This window comes from Brevibacillus sp. MCWH (assembly GCF_013096935.1).
In the GTDB taxonomy this organism is placed as follows: domain Bacteria; phylum Bacillota; class Bacilli; order Brevibacillales; family Brevibacillaceae; genus Brevibacillus; species Brevibacillus aydinogluensis.
In genome coordinates this window covers 92913-119912 of sequence record NZ_SDLF01000004.1, presented here as the reverse complement: position 1 = coordinate 119912, position 27000 = coordinate 92913, and the positions used below count along the sequence as shown (strand labels likewise).

Sequence of the window (27000 nt, the reverse complement as noted above, 5' to 3'; positions counted from 1 at the left end):
TACCTGTTTGAAATGGGGGAATGTTCATGCAGCTTACAATGCCGGAACGATACAATTTTGCCGCACAGGTGGATGAGTGGGCCAACCGCCACCCCGACAAGCCGGCCGTGTGGGAAGTTGCCAATGACGGTCAGGAAACCATCGTTTCGTACGGCGAACTGCGCCGTTTTTCCAACCGCATCGCCAACGGATTGCAGTCGCTCGGGATTTCCCGGGGGGACAAGGTTCTCGTGCTCGTTCCGCGAGGCAAGGAAGCGTACGGGCTGTACCTTGGGCTGCTCAAGTTGGGGGCAGTGATCATTCCTGGTTCCGAGATGCTGCGCGGCAAAGATATCGAATACCGCGTCAATCACGCACCGGCCAAGGCTGTGATCGGCTTTGACGGCATCGTGGAGGAAGTAGACGGGATTCGCGGCCAATGTCCATCGCTTACGGTACTGGTCACCATCGGCAAGGCGCGCGAAGGCTGGATTGCCCTGACTGAACTGTTGGGCGAACAATCCGATGAATTTGTCTGCGCCGATACGCGCTCGGACGAACTGGCCTTTTTGTCGTACACGTCGGGCACGACCGGCGGTCCCAAGGGCGTGATGCACGTGCATGGCTGGCCGTACGCTCACCTGGAAGTGGCCGCCAAGCTGTGGCTGGATGTGCGTGAGGAGGACCTCGTTTGGGCGACGGCCGGACCCGGCTGGGCCAAATGGGTGTGGAGCCCGTTCGTCTCCACGCTGGGCATGGGTGCGACCGCATTCGTGTACAAGGGACGCTTCGACCCGACCGCCTATCTCACGCTGATGCAGCAGTACCCCATTACCGTCCTGTGTGCCACGCCGACCGAGTACCGGCTGATGGCCAAAGTCTCCGGTCTGGAACAATACCGGCTGAAGGCGCTGCGGACGGCATGTTCCGCCGGCGAACCGCTCAACCGGGAAGTGATTGACACCTTCCGCCGAGTCTTTTCCATCACTGTGCGCGACGGATACGGCCAGACGGAAAACACGCTCCTGATCGGGACGTTTGCCGGCATGGACCCCAAGCCCGGTTCGATGGGCCGCCCTTCTCCCGTCGTCCGCGTGGCCATCGTCGATGAGGAAGGGAACGAGGTGCCCCAAGGCAGCGTGGGGGACATCGCCATCGACCGCGGGATGATCGCCCTGTTCAAGGGTTATCTAAACGATCCGGAGCGAACGGCCAAGGCTTTTCGCGGCAATTGGTACATCACCGGCGACCAGGGACGCATGGACGAGGACGGCTACATCTGGTTCGAGGGCCGCGCCGACGACATCATCATCTCCGGCGGATACACGATCGGCCCGTTTGAAGTGGAGGATGCCCTGGTCAAGCATCCGGCAGTAGCGGAATGCGCCGCTGTCGCCAGTCCGGACCCGGAACGCGGCCACGTCGTCAAAGCGTTTGTCGTGCTGAAACAGGGAGCCTCGCCGTCCGATGCGCTGGTCAGTGAGCTGCAGGAACACGTCAAGAAACTGACTGCCCCCTATAAATACCCGCGCAAGATCGAATTCGTCGCCGATCTGCCCAAGACCACGTCCGGCAAAATCCGCCGCGTCGAGCTTCGGCAGAGGGAAAGCAACCGGATGCGCACGTGACAGCGGCCGCACATCCATCCAAGCACAACAGGTCCGAACGCCAGCATGGCCGGACCTGTTTTTCATGCCGCGCACTGTCGCCGCCGAAGTGGAGTGGGGCCCGCTGCGGCAAACAGGTCTTGCTCATTTAAAACCCCTAGGATTCCTCCGTCGGATTGTGCGTCTGTGTTGTATCGGGGGAGAGCGTGCCCACCGTTCGGGTCGTCCGGTTGACCGCTTCGCTCAAGGCATCTTCCAGCACATGAGCGTACTGCATCGTCGTTTCCAGTTTGGAGTGGCCCAACTGTGCCTGAAGCTGGTGCGGATCGGGGTTAAGCCGGAGAAACTGGGTGGCAAAACTGTGCCGAAGCTTGTGAACGGACAGGTCGGGAATGCCAAACGCCTGGGCGTATTTCTTCACCAGCTTTTGCACGGAGCGCACCTCGATCCGATGACCGTGCGGTTTGGTCGGCGATACGGCGAGAAACACCGCCTGTTCCCCTGCGGCCGGTTGGTACTTGCTCCTCACCTGCAGGTAGCGCTGCAGGTACTCTTTGCCCCAGTCGCTGAAAAACGGCGCGTCTTCCTTTTTTCCTTTCCGCACCATTTTGAGCTGGTTTTTTTCCAGCACCACGTCGGAGAGATTGAGGTTGACGATTTCCGATACACGAAACCCCCCGGACAGGATCAGGGCGATGATCGCTGCGTCCCGATCGCGGTTCTGGTAATGGTACTGCTGTTTTTTTGTGGTCGTGCAGTGGGCCAGATAGCCGTTGTAGACAAAGTCGACGAACTGGTGTATCTCCCCGTCGATCAAGATCTTGGCGCGCATGGCGTGAGCCCGGGCGAGCGGGGTCAGTTCGTCCGCCTCCACCTCGATTTTGGCCATGACGTTGCGGGTGAGGTAGGATTCACCGTTTTCGTCTTCCGCCAGCGACGCCAGGTAGTGGAACAGCGACTTCAGACTGGAGATTTTCCGCTTGATCGTCTGATCGCTGTACTCCCGGCGGGAACTGCGCGTGGGCTTGTCCAAGAAAGCGGCCCGCTCGTAGAGGTGGGATTCCTGCAGGTAAAGGATGTAGCTCTCCACGGTTTCCTTTTTCAAGTCGTTCAGCACGTGCAGCGGAATCTGCTTCATCTCCGGCGCGTCGGTCAACCCCTCGGCCATCAACCAGCGAAAAAAGAAGGCGAAGTCGCGCAAATACCCCAACAGCGTGGAAGGGGAGTGTTTTTTCGCCTTCTTATGCTCCACGAACTTTTCCACGTACCAGGGAAACGAAGGGATGGTCTTTAAGAGCTGCAGAGCGTCACGCTGTTTGGTCACGGACATGTTCACACCACCATTCTCGTCTAAGATACCGAACATATATTCTAGCAAAAAGAGGATGGGTTGAGAATTGCCTTTTGCCGGCCTGCAGCCGAACAACCGAGCGGGCATCAGGTACATGCGAGCAGACGCTGCAGGGCATGGTAAACATGCCGCCACGAGTTGATAGCGCTTACTTTTTTGTCTTTGTCATATGGACATTTTGTGAAAATAATGATATCGTTGTAGTAAAGAACATTGATTTATCGCTTTTTTCAAACGGATAAAACGTCTTTTCCACGAGGACATTTGTGCATCGGATTGCGACTGTTTGTGAGAAATCAGATGGTCCGTCGCGAAAAAGACGATCCGGTCAGGAGGGATTTATCTTGGCAAGCAAAGTGTTGGAACAATTTCTTCACGAGAATTTGGCCGACTTGAAAAGCAAAGGGCTGTACAACGTAATCGATCCTCTGCAAAGCGCTAACGGCCCCGTCATTACCATTTCCGGAAAAGAACTGATCAATCTGTCGTCCAATAACTATCTGGGGTTGGCCACGGATCAGCGCTTGATCGACGCTGCGGTCAAGGCCGCTCAAACGTACGGCGTCGGCGCAGGTGCGGTGCGGACGATCAACGGTACGCTGGAGCTGCACGTTCAGCTCGAAGAAAAGCTGGCCGCTTTCAAGCACACGGAAGCCGCCATTGCCTATCAATCCGGGTTTAACTGCAACATGGCCGCGATCTCCGCAGTCATGGACAAGAACGACGCGATCCTGTCCGACGAATTGAACCACGCGTCCATTATTGACGGCTGCCGGCTGTCCAAGGCGCAGATCATCCGGTTCAACCACTCCGACATCGACGATCTGCGGGCCAAGGCCAAGGAAGCGAAGGAATCGGGCAAATACAAAAAGATCATGGTGATCACTGACGGTGTCTTCTCCATGGACGGCGACATTGCCAAGCTGCCGGAAATCGTCGAGGTGGCGGAAGAATTTGACCTGATCACCTACGTCGACGACGCGCACGGTTCCGGGGTTCTCGGCAACGGCGCAGGCACAGTCAAGCATTTCGGCCTGTCGGATAAGATCGACTTCCAGATCGGGACACTTTCCAAGGCGATCGGTGTGGTCGGCGGATACGTGGCCGGCCGCAAGGAGCTGATCGACTGGCTGAAGGTGCGTTCTCGCCCGTTCCTGTTCTCCACGGCACTGACGCCGGCAGACGTGGCCGCTTGCATCACTGCCATTGACATTCTGCAAAACAGCACGGAACTGCAGGAGCGCCTGTGGGAAAACGGCAACTACCTGAAGAACGGCCTGAAAGCGCTGGGCTTTGACATCGGACACAGCGAGACGCCGATCACCCCTTGTATCATTGGTGACGAACAGCAGACTCAGGAGTTCAGCAAACGCTTGTATGAAGCGGGCGTTTACGCGAAGGCGATCGTCTTCCCGACGGTGCCAAGAGGCACGGGGCGTGTGCGCAACATGCCGACGGCCGCCCATACGAAAGAAATGCTGGACCGCGCGTTGGACATCTACGAAAAAGTGGGCAAAGAAATGGGGATTTTGAAATGAAAAGGATACTGATTACCGGGGCCCTCGGACAAATCGGCTCCGAACTCACCATGAAACTGCGCGACGTATATGGAGCAGATAACGTCATCGCCACTGACATCCGCCAGCCGGAGGACAACCCGGTAGTGCAGTCCGGTCCGTTTGCCATCCTGGACGTGATGGATGACAAGGCCATGTTTGAGCTTGCACGCACGCACAAGGTGGATACGATCATTCACCTGGCTGCACTGCTCTCCGCTACGGCGGAGGCCAAACCGCTCCTGGCCTGGAATCTCAATATGGGCGGTCTGGTCAATGCGCTGGAGGTGGCCCGCGAACTGAACTGCAAGTTCTTTACGCCCAGCTCCATCGGCGCGTTTGGCCCGACCACACCGAAAGACAACACGCCGCAGGACACCATTCAGCGGCCGACGACCATGTACGGTGTGAACAAGGTGTCCGGCGAGCTGCTGTGCGACTACTACTTCCACAAGTTTGGCGTCGACACCCGCGGCGTCCGTTTCCCCGGCCTGATTTCGTACGTCGCGCCGCCGGGCGGAGGCACGACCGACTACGCGGTGGAGATCTACTACGAAGCGATCCGCCGCGGCGCCTATACCTCCTACATCGCCAAGGATACGTACATGGACATGATGTACATGCCGGACGCGCTGAACGCGATTATTGCGCTGATGGAGGCCGATCCGGCCAAATTGAAGCACCGCAACGCGTTTAACGTCACGGCGATGAGCGTGGAGCCGGAACAGATCGCCGCCGCGATCCGCAAGCACATCCCTGATTTTACGCTGGATTATCAGGTGGACCCGGTGCGCCAGGCGATCGCGGAAAGTTGGCCAAACTCCATTGACGCGTCTGCTGCCCGGGAAGAGTGGGGCTTCAAGGCGGAGTACGATCTGGAGAAGATGACCGAGGACATGCTGGCCAAGCTGCGCGGAAAGCTGCTTCAGGAAATCGGCTGAGCGAACGGCATGCTCCCGAATTTGAATGACAAGTCATCATAAAAACGGCTGTCCGATTGACGGACAGCCGTTGACTGAAGACAAACGGTTCATTGTATAAGTGTCCATAAGAAAATGATTTCCAGGCCGAAAGGCCTGCCCATTCATCATCCGAAGCGGAAGACAATGTGTATCGCATGGCGGGATGGGCCAAGCGAGCTCCTTTGACGACCGACTCAGCGGAAAAACGAAGACACGGGAATCAACAGGGGACACAAGTCTCACTTCATCGAAACACCCAGATGTTTGTCCCCTGCCCGCGTCTCGTTTTGGAGCGGACTTCATCCGCTTCTTTGCTGGGCGTCAAGCGAGCGAGCGGGCCCGATCTCCCATGCGCCGCGGACTTTGTCTACACGCTGCGGCTGTCCGATTGACGGACAGCCGTTTTCTTGCCAGTGAAGATTCTGCAGGGGGCAGGACTCTTTTTGTCGCTACAATTGGACGTTTGCTCTGACCTGCTGCAGGGTAATTGCGTTGGACACCGCTGTCCAAATATCCGGCACCGGCGATCCCACGTACCAAAACGCGAACCCAGCCACTGGCCAGTTCAGACTGGTTTCCACTTTTCGTCCGATGGAACGACTCTCTTCCATCCAGATCGTGTGCGATACCCCGTTTTTTCGATAACTTACCCGGTACTGGCCAAGTGTGGAATCCCAGCGGATGCTCGCACCGCTGGCAGTGGCCAACTGGTAGGATTGGGGAATGGTCAGGTCGGCGGAGAGCCATTTGCCGTTCGACTGATACCAATCCCGCGTGTAGAGCGGCAGCCCAACGATCAGCTTGCCGGCCGGGACCCGTCCAACCAGTCCCGAGATGCTGTCGGCCAGCCACGGGAGGGAGGAGACGGAACCGGCTTTCGCACCGCCGCTCCAATGCTCTTCATACCCCATCAGCACCAGGTAGTCGGCATGTTGGGCCAATGCGGCGTAATCGTAGGGATCGCTCCAGTCGCTGTGCAAATCGCGCGGCACGTCGACGGAGACAACCGCTCCCTTTGCGTGCAAGGCGGCCGAGAGTTCGCGGACAAATGTGGTGAAGGCGATTCTGTCGGCCGGATACATGTTTTCAAAGTCGACGTTGATCCCGTCCAGCCGGTACGTATCCACGAGCGCAGCCAGCTTGTCCACGAGGGCGTTCATTTTGGCCGGGGTTGACAGGATATCGTGTGTCGCCTTCGCGTCAAAGCGGTTGCCGAACAGCGCCCACACCTTCTTCCCCTTTTCGTGTGCCCATTGGACGAGCGATGGATCGGCGGAATCCGATATGGACCCGTCCGGATTTAGAAAAAACCAGCGGGGCGAGAGCGTATTGACCTCGGAGCCGTTCACCAGGTTGAGAAATTCCTGGGTGGTCGACTGGTACTGCCAGCCGAGGACGACGGGAGGTTTGGGCGGTTGTTTGTCCAGACGCGACAGCACCCGGTGCAGAATGACGGCCGTCTCTTCCCTGCTGATTGGATCAGTGGGGCGGAAGTGACCCGCGTAGCCGACCAGCAGTTTGGTCTTGAGTGCTTCGCTTACGTACGGTTTTGCCCATGCCGCGATTAGGGAGGAATCAGCAACGGGGAGGCTAGGCGTCCCGCTGGGCTTTGTGCCCAACGCCCGCATGATGATTACGGCCGCTTCCTGGCGGGTAAGCGTGCGATTCGGCGCAAAGGTCGTCACACTGGTGCCGTTGACGATGCCCAAGGCAGCAGACGCCTGCACGTCGCCATAGGACCAGACGTATTTCGGCACGTCCGTATAGGCCTGAATCTGGCTGGAGACGGGGCGAATACCCAGTGTGCGGTTCAGCAAGGCGACGAACTCCGCCCGTTTGACGGACTGGTGGGGGCGGAAATAGCCGTCAGGGTCGCCGACAATCACGCCGGCCTTCACCAGCGACAGGATCTGCTCTTCCGCATAGCTGTCGGCAATGTCTTTCAGCGGCATGGTTTTGGCTGTCGACGCGGGCACCGCGATGGTCAAAAACAGGAGGGAAACGATCCACAGAAGCGATAGACTTGTCATATGTACGGTTCTTTTTCGCATAGTTGCACTCACTCAAATAGTCAAATTTTTTTTGGCGGCAGACCAATCACATCCAGTGTAAAGGGAACCATGTGCACATTCACCGCTTAATTTCTGGAAATCGAATGAATTCATGGAAATTCGATGCACATTCCGGACTTTTCTCTCTCGGCGGGTATGGTATCATGAAAATACGGCTGCCAGAACGTGAGGAAGGAAAAGGAAGGAACGAGGATATGGAACAGGTGATTATCATCGGAGCCGGACCGTGCGGATTGGCGGCTGCGGTGGAATGCAAGCGGGCAGGGATCGACCCGCTCGTGATTGAAAAAGGGCCCTTGGTCAATTCCATCTACCGGTATCCGACGTACATGATCTTTCACAGCACGCCGGAATTGCTGGAGATCGGCGATATTCCGTTTACCACGGCCAACGAAAAGCCGACCAGACTGGAAGCGCTCAACTACTACCGGCTGGTGGCAACGCGCAATGACCTGCGCGTCCGCTGTTACGAGACGGTGACGGCGGCGGAGCGGACGGCGGACGGGTTTCGGCTGACGACCGTCGACCGGTTTCAGGCGGTGCAGACGTATGAGTGCCGGCGCCTGATCATCGCCACCGGCTATTTTGACAACCCCAACCGCTTGGGCGTGCCGGGCGAGGATCTGCCGAAAGTTTCGTCGTTTTACACGGAAGCCCACCCGTACAGCGGGATGAAAGTGGCGATTGTCGGCGGCAACAACTCGGCGGTGGACGCCGCGCTGGAGCTGGAGCGGGCGGGAGCCGAAGTGACCGTGATTTGCCGCAAGCCGCAGTTGTCCGACCGCGTCAAGGCGTGGACGCGTCCCGTGTTTGAAAGCATGGTGCAGAAAGGCCGGATTCGCATTCTCTACGAAGCGACTGTGCAGGTCATTACAGAGCGGGAAGTCCACATAGTGCAACAGGGAAAAACGCTCACGCTGGAAAACGACTTCGTCTTATCGCTGATCGGATTCCGTCCCGACCGGACGCTGCTGCACGCCCTGGGCGGGAAGATAGACCCCGAAAGCGGCGTACCCGTACACGATCCCGAGACGATGGAGACCAATGTTCCCGGTCTCTACATCGCCGGCGTCATTGCCTCCGGTCACCACGCCAACGCCATCTTCATCGAGAACGGCCGCTTCCACGGCAAGCTGATCGCCCGCCATCTGGCCGGTCAGCTCCAATCGGATGGATAGAAAAAAAGACAACGCGCCCTACCGTACGGGCAAGCGTTGTCTTTTTTCATGCGGCTCGGTGCTGTGGCCGCTTACATCGTCCACTGCAGCTGACGGCCGCCGATCACGTGGTAGTGAATGTGGAAGACGGTCTGCTGGCCGTGCTTGCCGATGTTGGTCACGACGCGGAATCCGTCCTGGTTCACGCCGGTCAGCTCGGCTACTTTTTGCAGACCCAGGTGCAGATGGCCGATCAGCTCCTTGTCTTCCGGCTGAATCTCCATCAGCGAGGAGATGTGCTTCTTCGGAATGACCAGCACATGCACCGGCGCGATCGGATTGATGTCGTGAAACGCCAGGATGTGATCGTCCTCATACACCTTTTTCGACGGCAGTTCTCCCTGCACGATTTTGCAAAAAATGCAGTCCATTGCGGCATCCTTCCTTTTTTGTTTTTCTCTCTTATATTGGATGAGATTCGCCATAAACATCCTATTTCCTGTCGGATGATGAGGCCGCGTGCAAGCGTTTTTACCTTGCAATCTTCCTCCATTTGGTTATAATGAGGGTGAGAAGTTCATTGATGCTTGCAGGAATGCACTCATTTCTGGCACATCCTGGCTTCTCAGTTCTTATGGCGGGATTGATAACTGGTATGGAAGATGCTAAGTATTAACCCACCATAAAACAGCTTGAGCGCTTTTTGCAGGCGCGGGTTGTTTTATGGTGGGTTTTTTGCTTCAGAGGAGGGACCGATGGAACAGAAAACAGTGCGATTCCACTTGAATGGTGAGGTGCACGAGGCCAAAACAGGCACCCGCGTCCTGGACTACATGCTGGAGAACGGGATCGAACATCCGCACATCTGCTATTCGCCGGTGTTGGGGCCGATTCAGAGCTGCGACACCTGTATGTGCGAGGTCGACGGCAAGATCATGCGCGCCTGCTCGACGACGATCACCGAGGGCATGCAGATCGAGAGCGCATCCGCCCGTGCCCGCGCCGCCCAAATGGAAGCGATGGACCGGGTACTGGAAAACCACATGCTCTACTGTACGGTGTGCGACAACAACAACGGAAACTGCCGCGTGCACAACACGACAGAACTCCTGCACGTGCAGCATCAAAACCGTCCGTTCCGGGAAAAAGGGTACGAAGTCGACATGTCCCACCCGTTTTACCGCTACGATCCCAACCAGTGCATTTTGTGCGGACGCTGCGTCGAGGTGTGTCAGGATCTGCAGGTGAACGAAACGCTGACCATTGACTGGGCGCGGGATATGCCGCGGGTCATCTGGGACGACGACAAGCCGATCAACGAGTCGTCCTGTGTCTCCTGCGGCCAGTGCGTCACCGTATGCCCGTGCAACGCGCTGATGGAGAAGTCGATGCTGGGCCAAGCGGGGTTCATGACCGGCCTGGACAAAGACCTGCTCAATCCGATGATCGATCTGGTCAAGCAAGTGGAGCCGGACTATGGCAGCGTCATGGCCATTTCCGAAATCGAAGCGGCCATGCGTGAGACCCGCACGAAGAAGACCAAGACGGTCTGCACGTTCTGCGGTGTGGGCTGTTCGTTTGAAGTGTGGACGAAAGGACGCCAGATTTTGAAAATTGAACCGACGGAAGATGCGCCGGTCAACAGCGTTTCCACATGCGTCAAAGGCAAGTTCGGCTGGGATTTTGTCAACAGCGACCAGCGCCTGACCACGCCGCTGATCCGACGAGGGGACGCATTCGTTCCGGCGAGCTGGGACGAAGCACTCACGCTGATTGCCGAGAAACTGGGCGCGATCAAGCAAACGCATGGCGGCAGTGCGCTCGGCTTCATCAGTTCGTCCAAGACGACCAACGAGGAAGCGTACCTGGTGCAGAAGCTGGCCCGTCAGGTATTTGAAACCAACAACGTGGACAACTGCGCCCGTTACTGTCAGACGCCGGCTTCAGACGGGCTGATGAATACGGTGGGCATTGGCGGTGACTCCGGCACGATCAAGGACATCGCATCCGCTGGATTGGTGATCATTGTCGGAGCCAACCCGGCGGAGGGGCATCCGGTGCTTGCCACCCGCATCAAACGGGCGAAGAAGCTGTACGGCCAGAAACTGATCGTCTCCGATCTGCGCAAACACGAGATGGCGGAACGTTCCGACTTGTTCCTGCACCCGCGGCAGGGGACAGACTTTGTCTGGATCACGGCTGTGGCCAAGTACATCATCGATCAGGGATGGCATGACGAAGCCTTTATCAAAGCCCGCGTGAACAACTACGAAGCATACCTGAAACATGTGGAAAAGTACACGCTGGACTATGCGGAAGAGGTGACCGGCATCCCGAAGGAACAGCTGATCAAAGCCGCGACGATGATTCACGAAGCGGACGGCACGTGCGTGCTGTGGGGAATGGGCGTGACGCAGAATGTCGCCGGTTCGCACACTTCCATGGCGATTGCCAACCTGCTATTGATCACCGGCAACTTCGGCCGTCCGGGGGCGGGCGCCTATCCGCTGCGCGGCCACAACAACGTGCAGGGCACCTGCGACATGGGGGCGCTGCCCAGCTTCCTGCCGGGGTATCAGAGCGTCAAAGATGAGGTGGCCCGGAAGCGGTTTGAACACGCTTACGGTGTATCCATTTCCAGCGAGCCGGGACTGACCAGCATTCAAATGCTGGAAGCGATCGGCAAAGGCACGCTGAAAGCGATGTACGTGGTAGGCGAAGACATGGCCTGGGTGGATTCCAACTCCAACCACGTCCATGAGATGTTAAGCCAGCTGGAATTCTTCGTCGTGCAGGACGTCTTTTTCACCAAGACGGCCCAGTTTGCCGACGTGATTCTGCCGGCCGCGCCGTCTCTCGAAAAGGAAGGGACGTTTACCAATACGGAGCGCCGCATTCAGCGTCTGTACCAGGTGTTTGAACCGCTTGGGGAGTCCAAGCCGGACTGGTGGATCATTCAGGAAGTCGCCAAGCGGATGGGCTTCGACTGGAACTACAGCCACCCGGGCGAAATCATGGACGAAATCGCCTCGCTCACGCCGTTTTTCGCCGGCGTCTCCTACGATCGTCTGGAAGGCTGGAACAGCCTGGTGTGGCCGGTTCACCCGGATGGAACGGACGAACCGCTTCTCTACAAGGAGCGCTTCAACTTCCCGGACGGACGGGCGCGCTTGTCGCTGGTGGATTACGTGCCGCCGGTCGAATATCCGGCGGAATTTGACCTCGTCGTCAACAACGGCCGGATGCTGGAACATTTCCACGAGGGCAATCTGACCGGCAAATCTTCAGGTATTACCTACAAGGTGCCGGACGTCTTCGTCGAAGTGTCGCCGGAGCTGGCCCGCGAGCGCGGCATTCAGGACGGCACGCTGGTCCGCCTGGTGTCCCCGTACGGCGCAATCAAGCTGCGGGCGGTGGTCACCAATCGCGTCCACGGCAAGGAACTGTTTGTCCCGATGCACTCCGCCAGCCACGAAAACGCGATCAACATCCTGACCGGTAACGCCGTGGACGTGCGGACGCAGACCCCGGCCTACAAGCAGGCCAAGGTACGCATGGAAATCCTCGAACGGGACGGGGAAAATCCGCTGCCGAGATACAATCCGCGCTACGCCAAGCGCAACCCGCAGTTGGGCGTGCAGGTGGAACGCAAATGGGCGCGCAGCGACTACGAGCCCATCGCAGATGTCAACGCGGCAGGAGGTGCGCAATAATGGCAAAACCGACGACGAAAATCGTGCGGCCTGTGCTCACCGAAGCAGAAAAGCAGGCGCAGGCGCTGGAGCAGGTGAAACAAGATGCGGCACAGCACGCGGAAGGCATCCGCGAAGCGCTGAAACTGCTGCAGGAATTGCATGACAGCGGCATTCTGGAGGCGCTGAAGTCGCTCATCGAAGCAAAGGAAAAGGTGGCCAAGATCGCCGTGGGCCAACTGCTTCGCCCGCCTGTCACCAACTCGATCAACAACGCGATGGCAGCGGCCGAAGCTCTGGCGGAAATCGAGCCGGACATGACCAAAAAGCTGGTCGGCAGTCTGGTCCAAGGGCTGCAGCAGGCCAAAGCAGGGCTCGAACAGGACAGCAAAGTGGGCCTGTTTGACCTGGTCAGAGCGCTGCAGGACCCTGACATTAACCGGGCGATCAGCTTCGGCCTCAACCTGTTGAAAGGCATGGGGCAGGGATTGAAAGAGTAAATGTTGGCATGAGATGTGGTGATTGGATGTCCAGACGTGTGGAACATGAATTCAGCAAGCTCGTACGCGAGATTCGCAAGGAATACGTGGGCTGCGGCCCGCAGCAGATCCGGACGCGATTCGTGGGCCCGTGGGCCATCACCGAGATGACTGGCAACTTGACCGACGTGGAAAAGTGGATGATTGATTCGGAAGAGGGCCGGCGCATCATCCATGAGACGAGAACGAAAATGGTCAAAGACATTTACAAACATGCCGAGGTGGTTGAGAAACTGGAAAAACTGGTCCACGCGAAACTTGTTACGCTGTTTGCGGACATCAATCTCGCAAGCGATGTCGCGATCACGGTGTTCGTATTTGACCGGGATATCCAGTCCGACGCACGATGGTTTGCCCGTTCGTCGGTGTCACGGAGAACGCCCGTGGGCTCCCCGTAATTGTTGCCCACCAGGAGCATGCGGCCGCGTCTGCATCCAGTCCGGATGTGGGCGCGGCTATTTTTCGTATGAAAGTAGAGCGCTGGCCGCGTACGTTTCCTGCCAATCTCTCTAGTCAAAAGGAACTAGGTGTATAGTAAGGGAAATATTTGAAGAAAATACATAAATATAGGTAATCATTCCCAAGAAAAAAGACTGGACAGCCTATATGATTAGGATATACTTACAGAATTTTCTGTCAAAGAAATCTCCATTCCAGAGAGGAGGGTGCAGGAGTCAAGCGGGTTTTCTCGACAAGGTGAAAGGGAATGTCGCGGCTTTTTCCATTTGCAGTCGACTATGTTCACACACGAGGTGATCCTGTTGAAACTCATCCGCTGGTCGATGCTTCTTCTGTCACTGGCACTGCTGGGTACGATAAGCATGGCGGGTGCGGCCGCTCCCGGATTGGCCAAGGATAAGCCAAACGGCCGCAGCGTCCAGACGGGCATCGAGGTGCTGCTTGACAAACCGGATCTGGTCAAAGGGAAAAGAGTGGGGTTGATCACCAACCCGACCGGTGTTACCAGTGATCTGACGCACGCTGTCGATGCCATGCTGGCCAAAAAAGTGAACCTGGTGGCCGTCTACGGACCGGAGCACGGTATTCGCGGAACAGAACAGGCCGGTTCGGCGCCTGGCACCTACGAAGACCCGAAAACGGGGCTGCCGTTTTACAATCTGTACAACAAGTCGCCGGAAGAGATCGCGCCGCTGTTTCGGGATGTGGATGTCGTGTTGTTTGACATCCAGGATGTCGGTTCCCGATTCTATACCTACATATCAACGATGGCGTACGCGATGAAAGCGGCCGCATTGGAGGACATACCGTTTATTGTGTTGGACAGACCCAACCCGATCGGCGGGGAAAAAGTGGAGGGCCCCGTTCTCGAGCCCGGTTACGAGTCGTTTGTCGGAATTTACCCCATCCCGATTCGCCACGGTATGACCGTGGGTGAACTGGCCATGCTGTTTAACGATCAGTATCTGGAAAAGGAGATCGGGAAAAAAGCGGATCTCACGGTCGTGAAGATGAAAGGCTGGAAGCGGGACATGTGGTATGATGAAACGGGTCTTCCCTGGGTGCTGCCTTCCCCCAACATGCCGACGTTGGAGACAGCGACGGTCTATCCGGGCAACTGTCTGTTTGAAGCGACCAACCTGTCCGAAGGCCGGGGAACGACGCGGCCCTTTGAACTGATCGGTGCACCGTACATCAAGGCGTGGGAGCTGGCCGATCGGATGAATGCGCGCCGACTGCCTGGCGTCAGCTTCCGCGAGGCGTATTTCAATCCGACGTTTTCCAAGCACGCGGGCGTGAATGTCGGCGGGCTGCAGGTATACGTGACCGACCGGAACAAGTACGATCCGATTCACACAGCTCTCGCCATCATCGAGGAAGTCAAAGACCTGTATCCGGACGACTTCGCCTGGAGAGCCGACAACTGGATCGACAAGTTGACCGGATCGGACAAGGTCCGCAAGGCGATGGACGCAGGCACGCCTGTCGAGGAGATCGTCAAATCGTGGCGGGGTGAATTGGACGCATTCAAGAAACTGCGCAAGTCCTATCTGCTGTACCACTAGGGAGGAGTAGACGATGAACAAACGCGCCGCAATGATTGGACTGTGCGTCTGCTTGTCATGGGGAGCGTTCATACTGCCGACAGTTGCCGCCAAGCACGGCGAAGAGGCGCACTCGGCATTGGAAGCGCAGGAAAAAAAGACAAAGCCTGTCAAGCACCCGCTGTCTCATCCCTGGGACAAACCCGGCCCCTCCTCCGCCATCCTGCATCCGGGAGCACCTGCCGCCGCAGGGATGACGCCTGCACCGTTGCGAGAAATCGACTCATTCATTGAAACGGCAATCCAGGACGGCGTGATGCCGGGTGCGGTCGTGCTGATCGCCAGACGCGGGGTGATTGTCAAGGAACAGGCGTATGGCCATGCCGCCCGCTTCGCCGACGACCAGGGGACTTTGCTGGACCAACCAGTCGCAATGCGGACCGACACCATCTTTGACCTGGCGTCAATCAGCAAGCTGTTTACCTCCACCTCCGTCATGCAGCTTCACGAGCAAGGGCTGTTCCAACTGGATGATCCGGTGGCCAGGTACATCCCGGCGTTTGCGGAAAACGGCAAGGAGGACGTGACCATTCGACAGCTCTTGACCCACACCTCCGGCTTTGAACCATTCATTCCCCTGTACAAGATGGGGAACAGCCGGGAGGAGCGGCTGGAGATCGCTGTTCGCCATCCCCTTGTCAACAAGCCTGGCAGTGCGTACGTATACAGCGACCTCAACCTGATTGCACTGGGGGTGCTGGTGGAGAAACTGAGCGGCCAGCGCCTGGACGAATACGTCCGTGAGCACATCACCAAGCCCCTGCGCATGACGGATACGATGTACAATCCGCCTGAGCGCTTGCAGAAACGGACGGCGGCGACGGAGTACCAGCCCTGGACAAACCGGGAGCTGGTCTGGGGCCAGGTGCATGATGAGAATGCATGGGCGCTGGACGGCGTCGCCGGGCATGCCGGGGTGTTCAGCACTGCCCGCGATTTGGCTGTCTTTGCACAGATGATGCTCAACGGCGGCACCTACGCCGGAAAGCGGATTTTGTCCAAACAATCGGTGAAGCTGATGATGGAAAACCAGATCCCGGAATTCCCTGGGGACGACCATGGGCTTGGTTGGGAGCTGAACCAGGGCTGGTACATGGACGCGCTGGGCGACAGCCGGACCATGGGGCATACCGGCTACACCGGCACGTCGATCGTCGTCAGTCCCAACAACGACACGATCTGCATCGTGCTGACCAACCGCGTCCATCCCACCCGCAACACCGTCTCCACCAACCCGGTTCGCCGGGGAGTCGCTCGTCTGGCCGCACTGGCGATCCCGGTGGACCTGCCCGGAAAGGACGGTGCCTGGTTTGCGGGGACAGGCGATGAGCTGGACAACACATTGACGGCAACGGCCGATCTTCCAGAAGGGGGACTCCTCACATTTGACACCTGGTACCGGATTGAAAACGAGAGCGACTTCGGCCATGTGGAAGCGTCTGTAGACGGCGAACAATGGACAGAGGTGGGGACTGCGCTTACCGGTGAAGGCGACTGGCAGACGGTTGCGTGGCAGCTTCCTGCTGGTACACAACAGGTCCGGTTCCGCTACGCTACTGATCCCAGCGTGAACGGCCGGGGCTGGTATGTGCTGAACCCGACCATTACCGACCCGTCCGGCAAGCCGGTTAAAACCGTCTGGAACCCGCTAGGCTGGACATACGAAGGCAAAAACAGGGGGAGATAATCGTGAAGCACAAAAAGCATGCAGGGCTGGCAATTTTCTTCGCGCTGCTGCTGATGTTCTGCCCGGCAGTGATTGGCGCAGACGCAGCGCCTGTGACTCCAGAAGGAGACAAGGTCGGCGTCACCGATTTGATCATCAGCCTGAACATCCCCGAGGCAGATGCGGTCGTGTCGGGCATGACGCTGCAGCTTCAGGCGCTGCATCTGTACGCGGACGGCCATTTTGAGCAGACGTCGCGCAAGCTGAGATGGCACTCCTCCAACAAAAATGTGGCCAGTGTCGATGCGCAGGGCACCGTCACGATTACCGGACACAACGGCAGAACCTTCATCTCCGTAACGGACGGCAAATTTGAGGATCGCATCGCCATTGACTACAAGGAAAAAGGGGAGCCGCAGGTACAGATCGTCAAGCAGAAAGGGAAGCGGTACGACATCATCGGCAAAGCGATCGCCGGCATGACGCTGGAAGAAAAAGTAGGCCAGATGATGATGCCCGACTTCCGCAAGTGGAACGGCACCGATGTGACCCGCATGCTTCCGGAAATTGAAGAGCTGGTGAAGAAGTACCACATCGGCGGTGTCATTTTGTTCAGGGAAAACGTGGTGGATACCGCGCAAACGGTCCGTCTCGTCCACGACTACCAGCAGGCGGCGGAAAAATACGGGCTGCTCGTGACGATCGACCAGGAGGGAGGCATCGTGACCCGGCTGCAGCAGGGCACCGACACACCGGGGAACATGGCCCTCGGAGCCACCCGTTCCACGGAACTGGCCCATCAGGTGGGCAAGGTGATCGGCAGGGAGCTTTCTGTCCTGGGCATCAACACCAACTTTGCCCCGGTCATGGACGTCAACAACAACCCGGACAACCCGGTGATCGGAGTGCGGTCATTTGGTGAAAATCCCAAGCTCGTGGCCGAGATGGGTGAGGCCTACATCAAAGGACTGCAGGAATACGGCGTAGCTGCTACGGCCAAACACTTCCCCGGCCACGGTGATACGGCTGTCGATTCTCATTTGGGACTGCCGGAAATTCCCCACGACAAGGAACGGCTGATGAATGTGGAGCTGTACCCGTTCAAGCAGGCGATGGAAGCGGGGGTGGACGCAATTATGACGGCCCATGTTACCTTCCCGAAAATCGACGACACCAAAGTCGTCTCCCGCAAAGACGGAACGGAAATCTCACTGCCTGCCACCCTGTCTCCCAAAGTGATCACCGGGTTGATCCGCGACGAACTGGGCTTTGACGGCGTGGTCTCCACCGATGCGATGGACATGCAGGCGATCGCCGACCACTTTGGTCCGGTGGACGCTGCCATTCGCGCGATACAGGCGGGCGTGGACATCGTGCTGATGCCGGTTGGACTGGAAGAAGTGACAAACGGTGTCCTGAAAGCCGTCAGCGACGGCACAATCAGCGAAGAACGGATCGACCAGTCCGTCCGCCGGATTATGACGTTGAAAGTAAAACGGGGAATTTTTAAAGCCGAGCAGCCCGCTGATGTACAGGACCAGATCGCCCGTGCCCTCGAGGTGGTCGGCTCGGCGGAGCACAAGCGGGTGGAAGCGGAAGCAGCCGCTCGTTCTGTGACCCTGGTTAAAAACGACGGGGTACTGCCGCTCAACATGGACGAAAAAGCGACCATTGCGGTGGTGGGCACCACGTATGTCGACAAACTGGCTGATGCCATCAGGAAACATCATGCCAACACCGTCACGATCAAGGTGACAAACAACACCCTGACTGACGAACAGCGAAAGCAGGTGGAGGAGGCAGACGCGGTCATTATCGGTTCCTACACGTTTGACGTAAAGGGACGTTCCTCGGACAACCCGTTGATGAAACTCTACCGGGAGATCAGCCAGCAAGCGGACACCCCCGTGATCGGCGTGGGCATCCGCAATCCGTACGACATCATGGCGTACCCGGAAGTGGATGCCTACCTGGCCCAATACGGCTTTCGCACCGCCAGCTTTCACGCGACAGCAGAGACGATCTTCGGTCAAAACGAGCCGACGGGAACACTGCCGGTCAGCATTCCGGACGGGAAAGGCGGTACCCTGTACCCGTTTGGTCACGGTCTGGGATACATTAGGTAAATCTCCGGTTCGGACGAATGGCCCGATTCGCTTGTCGAGTCGGGCTTTTTCACGTGGAAAGAGTTCGCTCCTAGATCAATTTCGTTCCCGTTGGTATAATATGGGTGTTTCGCGAAATGCTGAGCACGCTTGTTGCAATCCAGGGGGGAATGGAAAAGGTGTACGGTAACAGACGAACAGGAGTCATCCTTCTGGTCGTTTTGCTTCTAGTCCTGTTTGCTGTGAAACGATGGGACCAACCAGTCGATCAGAAGGTGATCAAAGTCGACAGGTGGGAGGAAGTCAAGCAGTATCAATATACCAAGACCCCTGGACTGAAACGGGCGGAAGAATTGGATCTTGTCCGTACCTTTGACATGAAGATCCCTGTACCCGGTACCGGCCGCACATTGTCGATCGACGAGATCTGGTACAACAGCAACCATGTTTTTTTCTTTACCAGCATTGACGTACCTTCCGGATTTCTGGGGGCTCTCCCCAATGAGAGGGAGGTGCCGATTGTCTCGTTTGTGATGGGGCTGCCGGGGGATCAGCAGGATGGACCGGGCCATCCGCTCTTTACCTTGAACTGGGAACCAAATGAAGGTGTCATTTACGACGGGCGGTTTTACAACCGCGCGACCACCAACCCGCTTTACAAGGATGGCATGACCGACATTTTGTCCAAGGTCGACGAGATCGTACTGCGGGATGTATCTGTGAGCATCGGGGGACAAACCATTCCGCTGCCTGATATTACTCTCCCCATTCGTTTTGACGTTCGCCAGGAGGTGATGGTCTCGGTACCGTTGAAGCAGGAACTGCACCCGATGGACCGCACGATCACCCTGGAGTCCCTGGAACTGGGCACGACGGTCAATCGGCTGTACTTTCGCTTCCGTTCCCCGGAACCACACGAACAGTTGAGCCATGTGTCCTTTACCCTGCATTCCGAAGCGGGAGAGGTGCGCGACTCCAACCTGAGCCGGATCGAAACAGGGCCAAACGGGCAGCATTACGTCGAATTTGAACCGTTTGACAAACGGCCGGCAAAGTTGGAACTGATCCTGCATTCGCTTTGGCTCGCGGGAGACGATCAAATCCATTTTTCGATTGATTCTGAATCATACGACCGCCACCTAAACAATGAAACAGACTCCTACCGTGAAAAAGTAGCGAAGCACCTCGCCACGATCAAAAACACCGATGTCTATCTGGATGAACTGTACTACGACGACAGGGGCATTTCCTTTTCCATTCGCTATGAGCATCAGGAAGCGGAGAAACTGCCTCGAATGCATCTGATTGTCGGAAAGCCCAACGATGCTGAAGTGGGGACCAATCGGAAACTGCCGCTGACGGTAACGGCGACAAACGAGCGGGGCGAGCCCGGTGAATACGGGCAGAGCGGCAGCGGTGAGAACACCTATCACATGTTTTTGGACGCAGCATTTGTGCAGGCTTCCAAGCGCATTGACGTTACCGTTGACCGGTTGCTGTACGAGATAGCGGGGGAGTGGAAAACAGCATGTGAGGTGCCAAAAGGTGAATAGAGGTTCCAGGAAACGCTTGCCGGTATGGCAGGCGTTTTTACAATGGTTTGCGTATGGTTTGCGGCCAAACCGTGTTACTCTATGTCCATGTGGAATAGACAGTTGTCTTTTTGACGTAAATGGCGTAAGCTAAGAATTGACATCAGGGCCAATCGTCCGGCCGCGGCATCAGCCGCCATCGCGCAAAGGCGAAAGGGTGGCTTCCTCTTTCACGGCCGGCGTCGGGACCGTGGAAACATGCCATGAAAAGAAGAGAAGAAAGATAAAACCAGGAGAGATCACCTCACTAGAGGGATAGGAGGATCAGGAGATGAAGGTAGCAAAATTCGGGGGAACTTCGCTGGCCAGTGCCGAGCAGATCAAAAAAGTGTGCCAGATTGTGAGAGCGGACCAGGAGCGGCGGATCGTGATCGTCTCGGCGCCGGGAAAACGGCATCCAGCGGATACGAAGGTGACGGACCTGTTGATCGCTTATGCCCAACGCCGCCTGAACGAAGGCGAAGCGGAAAGCGAGAAGCAGGCCGTCATCGACCGGTTTGTGGAGATTATGGAGGGATTGGCGTTTCCTGCACAGCTTTCCCGCGAGATCGTGGCCGCACTGGAGGAGAGCCTGGCTGCGGCGCCCGTCGATCAGCCCGAACGCTTTGTGGACGCCGTCAAAGCATCGGGTGAAGACACCTGCGCCAAGTTGGTTGCGGCGTATCTGCGCCAGCTTGGCGAGCAGGCGGAGTACGTCAATCCACGGGAAGCCGGACTGTACGTAACGGATGAAGCCGGCAACGCACAGGTGCTCCCGGAGGCGTACGACCGGCTGCAGTCTCTTGGCCAGCGGCAGGGCATCGTCGTGTTCCCCGGGTTCTTCGGGTATACGCCGGACGGGGTTCTTGTCACGTTTTCCCGTGGCGGTTCGGACATAACAGGTTCCATCCTGGCTGCCGCCGTGAAGGCTGACCTGTACGAGAACTTTACCGACGTGGATTCGGTCTACGCGGTAAACCCCAACCTGATCGCCAATCCAAAAGAAATCCGCGTCGTCACCTACAGGGAAATGCGCGAGCTGGCCTATTCCGGCTTTACCGTTTTCCACGAAGAGGCGCTGCTGCCCGCATTTCGCGCCGGCATACCGGTCTGCATCAAAAATACGAACAATCCCGCCGCGCCGGGGACCAAGATCGTCTCCGGCAGGGAAACGAAAGACGCGCCGGTGGCCGGTATCGCCAGCGACAAAGGCTTTTGCAGCATCTACGTGAGCAAATACCTGATGAACCGGGAGATCGGCTTTGGCCGCAGACTGCTGCAAATTCTGGAAGAAGAAGGCATTTCGTACGAACACACGCCGTCCGGTATAGACAACATCTCCGTCATCTTGCGGGAACGGTTTTTTGACGAGGAGACGGAGTCGCGCGTCATCAAGCGGATCATGGACGAACTGCATGTGGATGAAGTCTCCGTCGAACGAAATCTGGCGCTCGTCATGATCGTCGGAGAGGGGATGAGGCGTTCCGTCGGGGTGTGCGCGCGAGCCACCACTGCCCTGGCAAACGCGCGGGTCAACCTGGAGATGATCAATCAGGGATCGTCCGAAGTGAGCATGATCTTTGGCGTCAAGGCGGACGATGCCGACAGGGCGGTGCTGGCGCTCTACCAGGAGTTTTTTACGGCGCAAAACGCTTGCCCGCAGCCGGCGGCTATCCGCTAGCGACAGTCATAAAAAATGAGGGGGAGTTCCCCCTCTTTTTTGCGTTTATCGTTACCCCTGGATTGGGACGTGTCCTTCAGATGCACGCCGCTCTTGTCTGCGGTCGTTCCCGATCAGTTTGCCTGATCTGACCAGTGCAGCCGTGACCAGCAGCGCCGCACCATTGATGAGAAACACCGCGCGAATCGGAATCAGTCCGCCCAAAAAGCCGCCCATCACGGGGCCGATCATGGTGGCCAACTGTGTGACGGACTGATTGAGACTGAACGCTCTGCCGCGAAACTCCGGTGCGGTGACGCTGACGATCAGCGCGTTGATCGACGGATAGACGGCTGCAAAAAAGAGCCCGTACACAAACCGCAGCACGCCGAAGCCGTACAGATGAGTGAAGAAAAACTGCAGGAGATTGCCAATTGCCCCGCCCACCAGGCCGATAAACAAAATCCTGGTATAACCGAGCCGAGTCCCTGCCGCTCCCCACCGAGGCGCGGCCAGCACCGTAGCGATGCCTACGGCGGAAAAGATGATGCCCGCGCTGAGCGACGCATCCTGCCGGGACGTTCCAAGCTGCAATACGTACACGGTCAGCAGCGGTTCCAGCAGCATGACGGACACGGTAACGATCATCGACAATCCCAGAACGGCAACAAACGGGCGGTTGCCCAGAGCGGTGCGCAGGTCGTCGCGTATGTTGGAACGCTCAGCGGAACGGTTTACATTGGTCTCTTTTGCGAAAAACGTGGCGATCAGCGCCGCCACCAACACGACGTACCCGGAGAAGAGAAACGCTTCCCGGGTGCCCCACAAATGGCTGACAAAGCCGCCCACGAGCGGTCCGACAATCCCTCCGGTGGCGCCGGCCGTCGACATGATGCCGAGCGCGTAGCCCACGTGTTTTTCCGGTGTGTTCGTCGCCACCAGGGCGATGGATGCCGGGACAAAACCGGCCAGCAGCCCCTGCAGTACCCGAAGCAGCAGAAATGTATACGGATCGGTGACGAAATAGTTCAAAAAGTACAACACGGCCAAGCTAAACCCTGACCGCATCAGCATCGGTTTCCGTCCGTACTTGTCGGCGAGCGATCCCCAGTAGGGAGAGATCAAGGCGCTCACCAGGAAGGTAATGCCAAACGAAATGCCCGACCACGCCTCCAGATGTTCATCGACGCCAAGAGACGTGTGGAGGAAGAGGGGCAGAAACGGTATGGAGATGGAGTACGCCGTGCTGCAAAAAAACACCCCGATCCATAGCACAACGAGATTTCGCTTCCAGGAAAACGTCATCTGTCGTCACAACCTTTGTGGAAAGAAGAGTTGCGTGATGCGATCATTTTAACATTGACTGACAAAAATGACTAATTGAGAAATTACATTGAATTGTTTCGGAAATGAAATTAGGGCGTACCACTCTTCGAAAATATTTCAAAAAAACTGCTTGACAGTTGCCAATACCCATACTATACTTTTTCCATGTCAGGCAAAACGGTTTGTGCCTGGAATCCTGTAACAGGGAAACTTTGCGTAAGGAGGCAAGAACGATCATGGTAAGTGAATTCGTACAAACAGCCAAAACGAAAACACTTCCCGATCGTTCGATTGCAGCGTAGGTTTCTTTCGCGTTCCCTTTCCGTTCCATGGGATCAGGGATTGCGAAAGGCGAGCGGCACAGCCGGAACCATACATGCATGAACACAGACGTCGGGAAGAACCATGACGTCTTTTTGCGTTTGCGAGATGGCGGGGAAAGCCCGGCGTCTTCGTAATCCGCACGAGGCGTCAGATAACAACCTGGCGTCTTTTTGTGTTTGCGAGACGCTGGAGATATGTGCCGGCCTCTTTGTGCGCAGCGCGAGACGCCGGAATGATTAATGTTCCCGCGTCTTCGTGCACAGCGTGAGACGTCGGAAACGCCCGGCGTCTTTTTGCGCTTGACGAGGTGCCGGACACCCGCCATTCATGCATGGTAAAACCGCTGTCACATATTACGTAAATCTGTGCGCTGCAATCGAATCAGTGGAGGGTTGCCCGATCAACGCAACAGGAGTGTGGAGAATGGGCAGCTGAATACCGGACCGGGACGCAACCGGACCACAGAGGAGTGATCGCCAAAACATGCGGCTGGACTTATTATCAGACATTTACATGTACATGACAAAAACACAAAAACAAAAGAAAGAGGGATGGTATGACAGCTCAAACGACTGCTAACAATTCGGCGGGAAATTTGTTCCGCAACCGGGTGGTACGGACCATTCTGCTGTCGGCGTTATTTTTGCAGATCGGCATCTGGGTCCGCAACTACGCTATTTTGCTGTACGTGATGGAGCAGACGAATGGGGACCCGATTGCCGTATCGCTCATCTCCGTGGCTGAATTTGCGCCGATTTTTCTGTTTTCCTTTATCGGGGGCACGTTTGCCGACCGCTGGCGCCCCAAGCGAACAATGATCTGGTGTGACCTGCTCAGTTCGCTTTCCATGTTTGTCGTGCTGCTTACGCTGGTGTTCGGCAGTTGGAAAGCCATCTTTTTCGCGACACTGGTCTCGTCTGTGCTGTCGCAGTTTTCGCAGCCGTCCGGCATGAAGTTGTTCAAACTGCACGTGCCGGAACAGCTCATTCAGATGGGGATGTCCATGTACCAGACGCTGATTGCACTGTTCATGATCCTGGGACCGGTTGTCGGTACATTTGTGTATCAGCATTACGGCGTCGGCGCCGCAATCGCAATCACGGGTGCAGCCTTCCTGCTGTCCGCTGTCGTGCTTGTGATGCTGCCGCCTGATCGCGACGTGGAGAAGCAGGATGAGAACACCACCTTCTGGCAGGAGATGAAGGCAGGCTTGCGCTATGTGCAGGGGAACCGGACGTTGACCCTCCTCGGCGGCTGTTTTGCTGCAGCGGGGTTTGCGATTGGTCTGACGCAGCCGTTGGTGGTATTCCTCGTCACCGAACGTCTCGGACTGCCGAAGGAGAACCTGCAATGGCTGATGGCCGTCAACGGCGTCGCCATGATCCTCGGTGGAGGAGTGATGATGGGCCTGGCGAAAAAAATTGCCCCGCAAAAGCTCCTCATGCTGGGGATGACCGTGAGCGCCTGCGGTTTCCTGGTGATGGGACTGTCGACTGAACTGTGGCTGACGCTGACGGCCCAATTCATCAACGGTCTGGTCATACCGTGCATCCATATCGGAATCAACACGTTGATTCTGCAAAACACCGAAGCATCGTTTGTCGGGCGTGTCAACGGCATTCTAAGCCCGCTGTTCATGGGCGCGATGGTGCTGATGATGAGCATCACCGGATGGTTGAAAGCCACATTCTCGCTGGTGACGATGTTCGAGGTGGCTACCGCGCTGTTCTTCATTGGGGTGGCGGTGATTCTGCCGCTGCTCAAACAGCAGCAGGGGGGAGCTCCGCAAAAAGTCGTACAGCCGGAATAAAACGGAATAAAATAGGAATACAAAAATCGAGTCGTGTGAATACGCAGGTACCCAGTAAGGCGTACCTGCGTTTTTCATTCGTTCCGTTTTTATTGGTTCAAAGAACGCATGGACATGGCATAGGAATAGATACAGCGTACATGGTTGAAAAGAAGCATATTATCAGTTCATGAAATGGCATTTTCATGAACTGATACAAAAAAATAGACAGAAAGCCATCCACAAGGCACCAGCTGTTCTCCATTTTTGGCGAACGATATTGTTCGTTCTTGACAACTTGCGTTTTGTATGGGCTTTGGCAACGTTGTCTATGCCAGGATGCTGCTTGAACCGCTAGCCAGCGACGAGTTCTTTGATGGAATATCATATAAAATATCCGACAACCATTGTGATGGTCGCATGTCTGTGTCTGATACCTTACTGATCGCATGTTTCCAATCAAGGACTTGTCATCGAGCTCTTGTCATGAGGATTGTCTGGTAAACGTCATCGGATGCTCATCGGATGATTATTATTGGATAATCATTGTTCGTGTCACTATTAGCGTTATTGCTTTGGAGTTTGCGACGCTGTCTGTATCATGGGATGCCTGCTGAGAACCGCCAGTACATGGCGATTCTTGAATGTTTATCAGTTTACATAATATATATTATCGGACTCAAAAGGAAATCGATCCGCTTCGCAATATCTTTCCGCTATAAATCGCTGTAAAGCTTTAGGAATCCGCAGAAAAAAGAATCCGCAGACATATTTGCCTGCGGACAAAAGTTCTTCCTCGATTGTGGCCGCGTGTTACTTCAGCAGCGCTGCATCCAGTGCCACTTCGATCATCGCGTTGAACGTGGTCTGACGTTCTTCAGCTGAGGTGGCTTCGCCGGTGAAAATATGATCGCTGACGGTCAGGATGGACAAGGCGTTGCGCTTAAATTTGGCGGCCAGTGTGTAGAGGGCGGCCGTCTCCATTTCCACAGCCAGTACCTGATAGCTGGCCAGTTTTTTGTACAGGTCCAGGCTTTCCTGATAGAACGTGTCGCTGGTGAACACATTGCCCACCTTCACAGACAGATTCCGGTCTTTGGCGGCCTGGTATGCCTTGTGCAGCAGATCAAAATTGGCCGTTGGCGCAAAATCAACCTGCTGGAAGCGCAGCCGGTTTGCCTGCGAATCGGTGGACGCCGCCATGGCGATGATCACGTCGCGCACCTTGATGTCTTCCTGGATGGCACCGCAGGTCCCGACGCGGATCAGGTTTTGCACGCCGTATTCCTCCATCAGCTCATGGATGTAAATGGAGATGGATGGCACGCCCATGCCTGTCCCCTGTACGGACACCCGCTTTCCTTTATATGTACCGGTAAAGCCCAGCATGCCACGAACGTTGTTGTAGCACACTGCATCTTCGAGAAACGTTTCTGCGATGTATTTGGCCCGCAGCGGATCGCCTGGCAACAGAATCGTATCCGCAATCTCATTGGCCTTTGCTCCGATATGGATGCTCATAAATCATCTGCCCCTTTTCTACTCCAGATTGTCCTACGAAGTAATCGTACTACAAACGAC

At 56.5% G+C, this 27000-nt stretch carries 18 protein-coding genes; 13 read left to right on the top strand and 5 right to left on the bottom strand.

The window, feature by feature from the left end:
* Positions 1–26: 26 nt before the first annotated feature.
* A complete protein-coding gene (locus ETC00_RS05040) occupies positions 27–1607 on the top strand; it encodes an acetate--CoA ligase (protein ID WP_171564863.1) in 1581 nt (526 codons plus the stop codon).
* 136 nt (positions 1608–1743) lie between these two features.
* Here the strand turns inward: ETC00_RS05040 and xerS are convergent, their stop codons facing one another.
* On the bottom strand, positions 1744–2916 hold the full coding sequence (xerS, locus tag ETC00_RS05035; protein WP_171564862.1) for a tyrosine recombinase XerS: 1173 nt from the start codon (positions 2914–2916) through the stop codon (positions 1744–1746).
* Between the two features lie 365 nt (positions 2917–3281).
* Between xerS and ETC00_RS05030 the strand changes: the two genes are divergently transcribed.
* On the top strand, positions 3282–4475 hold the full coding sequence (locus tag ETC00_RS05030) for a glycine C-acetyltransferase (RefSeq protein ID WP_171564861.1): 1194 nt from the start codon (positions 3282–3284) through the stop codon (positions 4473–4475).
* Positions 4472–5434 (top strand): L-threonine 3-dehydrogenase, encoded by a 963-nt coding sequence (locus ETC00_RS05025; RefSeq protein ID WP_171564860.1) that lies wholly within the window; start codon positions 4472–4474, stop codon positions 5432–5434. Before ETC00_RS05030 ends, ETC00_RS05025 begins: the two co-directional genes overlap by 4 nt.
* A 470-nt stretch (positions 5435–5904) precedes the next feature.
* On the opposite strand, the gene ETC00_RS05020 is transcribed toward ETC00_RS05025, so the two are convergent.
* Positions 5905–7485: an S-layer homology domain-containing protein gene (locus tag ETC00_RS05020; RefSeq protein ID WP_230076920.1), complete on the bottom strand. Its 1581-nt coding sequence runs from the start codon at positions 7483–7485 to the stop codon at positions 5905–5907.
* A 236-nt stretch (positions 7486–7721) separates the two neighbouring features.
* Between ETC00_RS05020 and ETC00_RS05015 the strand changes: the two genes are divergently transcribed.
* The gene (locus ETC00_RS05015; RefSeq protein ID WP_171564858.1) at positions 7722–8705 is read left to right on the top strand and encodes a YpdA family putative bacillithiol disulfide reductase; all 984 of its coding nucleotides are present in this window, start codon (positions 7722–7724) and stop codon (positions 8703–8705) included.
* Positions 8706–8776: 71 nt separating this feature from the next.
* Here ETC00_RS05015 and ETC00_RS05010 read toward each other — a convergent pair whose 3' ends face one another.
* Positions 8777–9115, bottom strand: a complete 339-nt coding sequence (locus tag ETC00_RS05010; RefSeq protein WP_171564857.1) for a histidine triad nucleotide-binding protein — start codon at positions 9113–9115, stop codon at positions 8777–8779.
* 324 nt (positions 9116–9439) lie between these two features.
* Here ETC00_RS05010 and fdhF point away from each other — a divergent pair, with 324 nt between their 5' ends.
* The 8 genes from fdhF (at position 9440) to ETC00_RS04970 (ending at position 22001) form a co-directional block, all read left to right on the top strand.
* Positions 9440–12397: a formate dehydrogenase subunit alpha gene (gene fdhF, locus ETC00_RS05005; protein ID WP_171564856.1), complete on the top strand. Its 2958-nt coding sequence runs from the start codon at positions 9440–9442 to the stop codon at positions 12395–12397.
* Positions 12397–12876, top strand: coding sequence for a helical membrane plugin domain-containing protein (locus tag ETC00_RS05000; protein ID WP_171564855.1), 480 nt, complete (start codon positions 12397–12399; stop codon positions 12874–12876). The genes fdhF and ETC00_RS05000 overlap by 1 nt, the downstream gene beginning before the upstream one ends.
* A gap of 26 nt (positions 12877–12902) precedes the next feature.
* Positions 12903–13313 (top strand): Na-translocating system protein MpsC family protein, encoded by a 411-nt coding sequence (locus tag ETC00_RS04995; protein WP_171564854.1) that lies wholly within the window; start codon positions 12903–12905, stop codon positions 13311–13313.
* A gap of 384 nt (positions 13314–13697) precedes the next feature.
* Positions 13698–14939: an exo-beta-N-acetylmuramidase NamZ family protein gene (locus tag ETC00_RS04990; RefSeq protein WP_171565020.1), complete on the top strand. Its 1242-nt coding sequence runs from the start codon at positions 13698–13700 to the stop codon at positions 14937–14939.
* A gap of 13 nt (positions 14940–14952) precedes the next feature.
* Entirely contained in the window at positions 14953–16665 is a 1713-nt protein-coding gene (locus tag ETC00_RS04985; RefSeq protein ID WP_171564853.1) for a serine hydrolase domain-containing protein, read from the top strand.
* Positions 16666–16718: 53 nt separating this feature from the next.
* The gene (locus tag ETC00_RS04980; protein WP_171565019.1) at positions 16719–18770 is read left to right on the top strand and encodes a glycoside hydrolase family 3 protein; all 2052 of its coding nucleotides are present in this window, start codon (positions 16719–16721) and stop codon (positions 18768–18770) included.
* A gap of 116 nt (positions 18771–18886) precedes the next feature.
* Positions 18887–20302 carry a hypothetical protein gene (locus ETC00_RS04975; RefSeq protein ID WP_171564852.1) on the top strand — a complete coding sequence of 472 codons (1416 nt, stop codon included), beginning with the start codon at positions 18887–18889 and terminating at the stop codon, positions 20300–20302.
* A gap of 310 nt (positions 20303–20612) precedes the next feature.
* Entirely contained in the window at positions 20613–22001 is a 1389-nt protein-coding gene (locus ETC00_RS04970) for an aspartate kinase (RefSeq protein WP_171564851.1), read from the top strand.
* A 51-nt stretch (positions 22002–22052) separates the two neighbouring features.
* Here ETC00_RS04970 and ETC00_RS04965 read toward each other — a convergent pair whose 3' ends face one another.
* Positions 22053–23285, bottom strand: coding sequence for an MFS transporter (locus ETC00_RS04965; RefSeq protein WP_171564850.1), 1233 nt, complete (start codon positions 23283–23285; stop codon positions 22053–22055).
* A gap of 901 nt (positions 23286–24186) precedes the next feature.
* On the opposite strand from ETC00_RS04965, the gene ETC00_RS04960 reads away from it, so the two are divergent.
* Positions 24187–25440 (top strand): MFS transporter, encoded by a 1254-nt coding sequence (locus ETC00_RS04960; protein WP_171564849.1) that lies wholly within the window; start codon positions 24187–24189, stop codon positions 25438–25440.
* A 792-nt stretch (positions 25441–26232) separates the two neighbouring features.
* Here ETC00_RS04960 and deoD read toward each other — a convergent pair.
* On the bottom strand, positions 26233–26940 hold the full coding sequence (gene deoD, locus ETC00_RS04955) for a purine-nucleoside phosphorylase (protein ID WP_171564848.1): 708 nt from the start codon (positions 26938–26940) through the stop codon (positions 26233–26235).
* Positions 26941–27000 lie beyond the last annotated feature (60 nt).

Excerpts from the sequence above, each read along its gene's own strand:
- ETC00_RS05040 (WP_171564863.1), top strand. The coding sequence starts at position 27 with ATGCAGCTTACAATGCCGGAACGATACAATTTTGCCGCACAGGTGGAT.
- xerS (WP_171564862.1), bottom strand. The coding sequence starts at position 2,916 with ATGTCCGTGACCAAACAGCGTGACGCTCTGCAGCTCTTAAAGACCATC.
- ETC00_RS05025 (WP_171564860.1), top strand. The coding sequence starts at position 4,472 with ATGAAAAGGATACTGATTACCGGGGCCCTCGGACAAATCGGCTCCGAA.
- ETC00_RS05020 (WP_230076920.1), bottom strand. The coding sequence starts at position 7,485 with ATGACAAGTCTATCGCTTCTGTGGATCGTTTCCCTCCTGTTTTTGACC.
- ETC00_RS05015 (WP_171564858.1), top strand. The coding sequence starts at position 7,722 with ATGGAACAGGTGATTATCATCGGAGCCGGACCGTGCGGATTGGCGGCT.
- ETC00_RS05010 (WP_171564857.1), bottom strand. The coding sequence starts at position 9,115 with ATGGACTGCATTTTTTGCAAAATCGTGCAGGGAGAACTGCCGTCGAAA.
- fdhF (WP_171564856.1), top strand. The coding sequence starts at position 9,440 with ATGGAACAGAAAACAGTGCGATTCCACTTGAATGGTGAGGTGCACGAG.
- ETC00_RS05000 (WP_171564855.1), top strand. The coding sequence starts at position 12,397 with ATGGCAAAACCGACGACGAAAATCGTGCGGCCTGTGCTCACCGAAGCA.
- ETC00_RS04995 (WP_171564854.1), top strand. The coding sequence starts at position 12,903 with ATGTCCAGACGTGTGGAACATGAATTCAGCAAGCTCGTACGCGAGATT.
- ETC00_RS04990 (WP_171565020.1), top strand. The coding sequence starts at position 13,698 with ATGCTTCTTCTGTCACTGGCACTGCTGGGTACGATAAGCATGGCGGGT.
- ETC00_RS04985 (WP_171564853.1), top strand. The coding sequence starts at position 14,953 with ATGAACAAACGCGCCGCAATGATTGGACTGTGCGTCTGCTTGTCATGG.
- ETC00_RS04980 (WP_171565019.1), top strand. The coding sequence starts at position 16,719 with ATGTTCTGCCCGGCAGTGATTGGCGCAGACGCAGCGCCTGTGACTCCA.
- ETC00_RS04975 (WP_171564852.1), top strand. The coding sequence starts at position 18,887 with ATGCTGAGCACGCTTGTTGCAATCCAGGGGGGAATGGAAAAGGTGTAC.
- ETC00_RS04970 (WP_171564851.1), top strand. The coding sequence starts at position 20,613 with ATGAAGGTAGCAAAATTCGGGGGAACTTCGCTGGCCAGTGCCGAGCAG.
- ETC00_RS04965 (WP_171564850.1), bottom strand. The coding sequence starts at position 23,285 with ATGACGTTTTCCTGGAAGCGAAATCTCGTTGTGCTATGGATCGGGGTG.
- ETC00_RS04960 (WP_171564849.1), top strand. The coding sequence starts at position 24,187 with ATGACAGCTCAAACGACTGCTAACAATTCGGCGGGAAATTTGTTCCGC.
- deoD (WP_171564848.1), bottom strand. The coding sequence starts at position 26,940 with ATGAGCATCCATATCGGAGCAAAGGCCAATGAGATTGCGGATACGATT.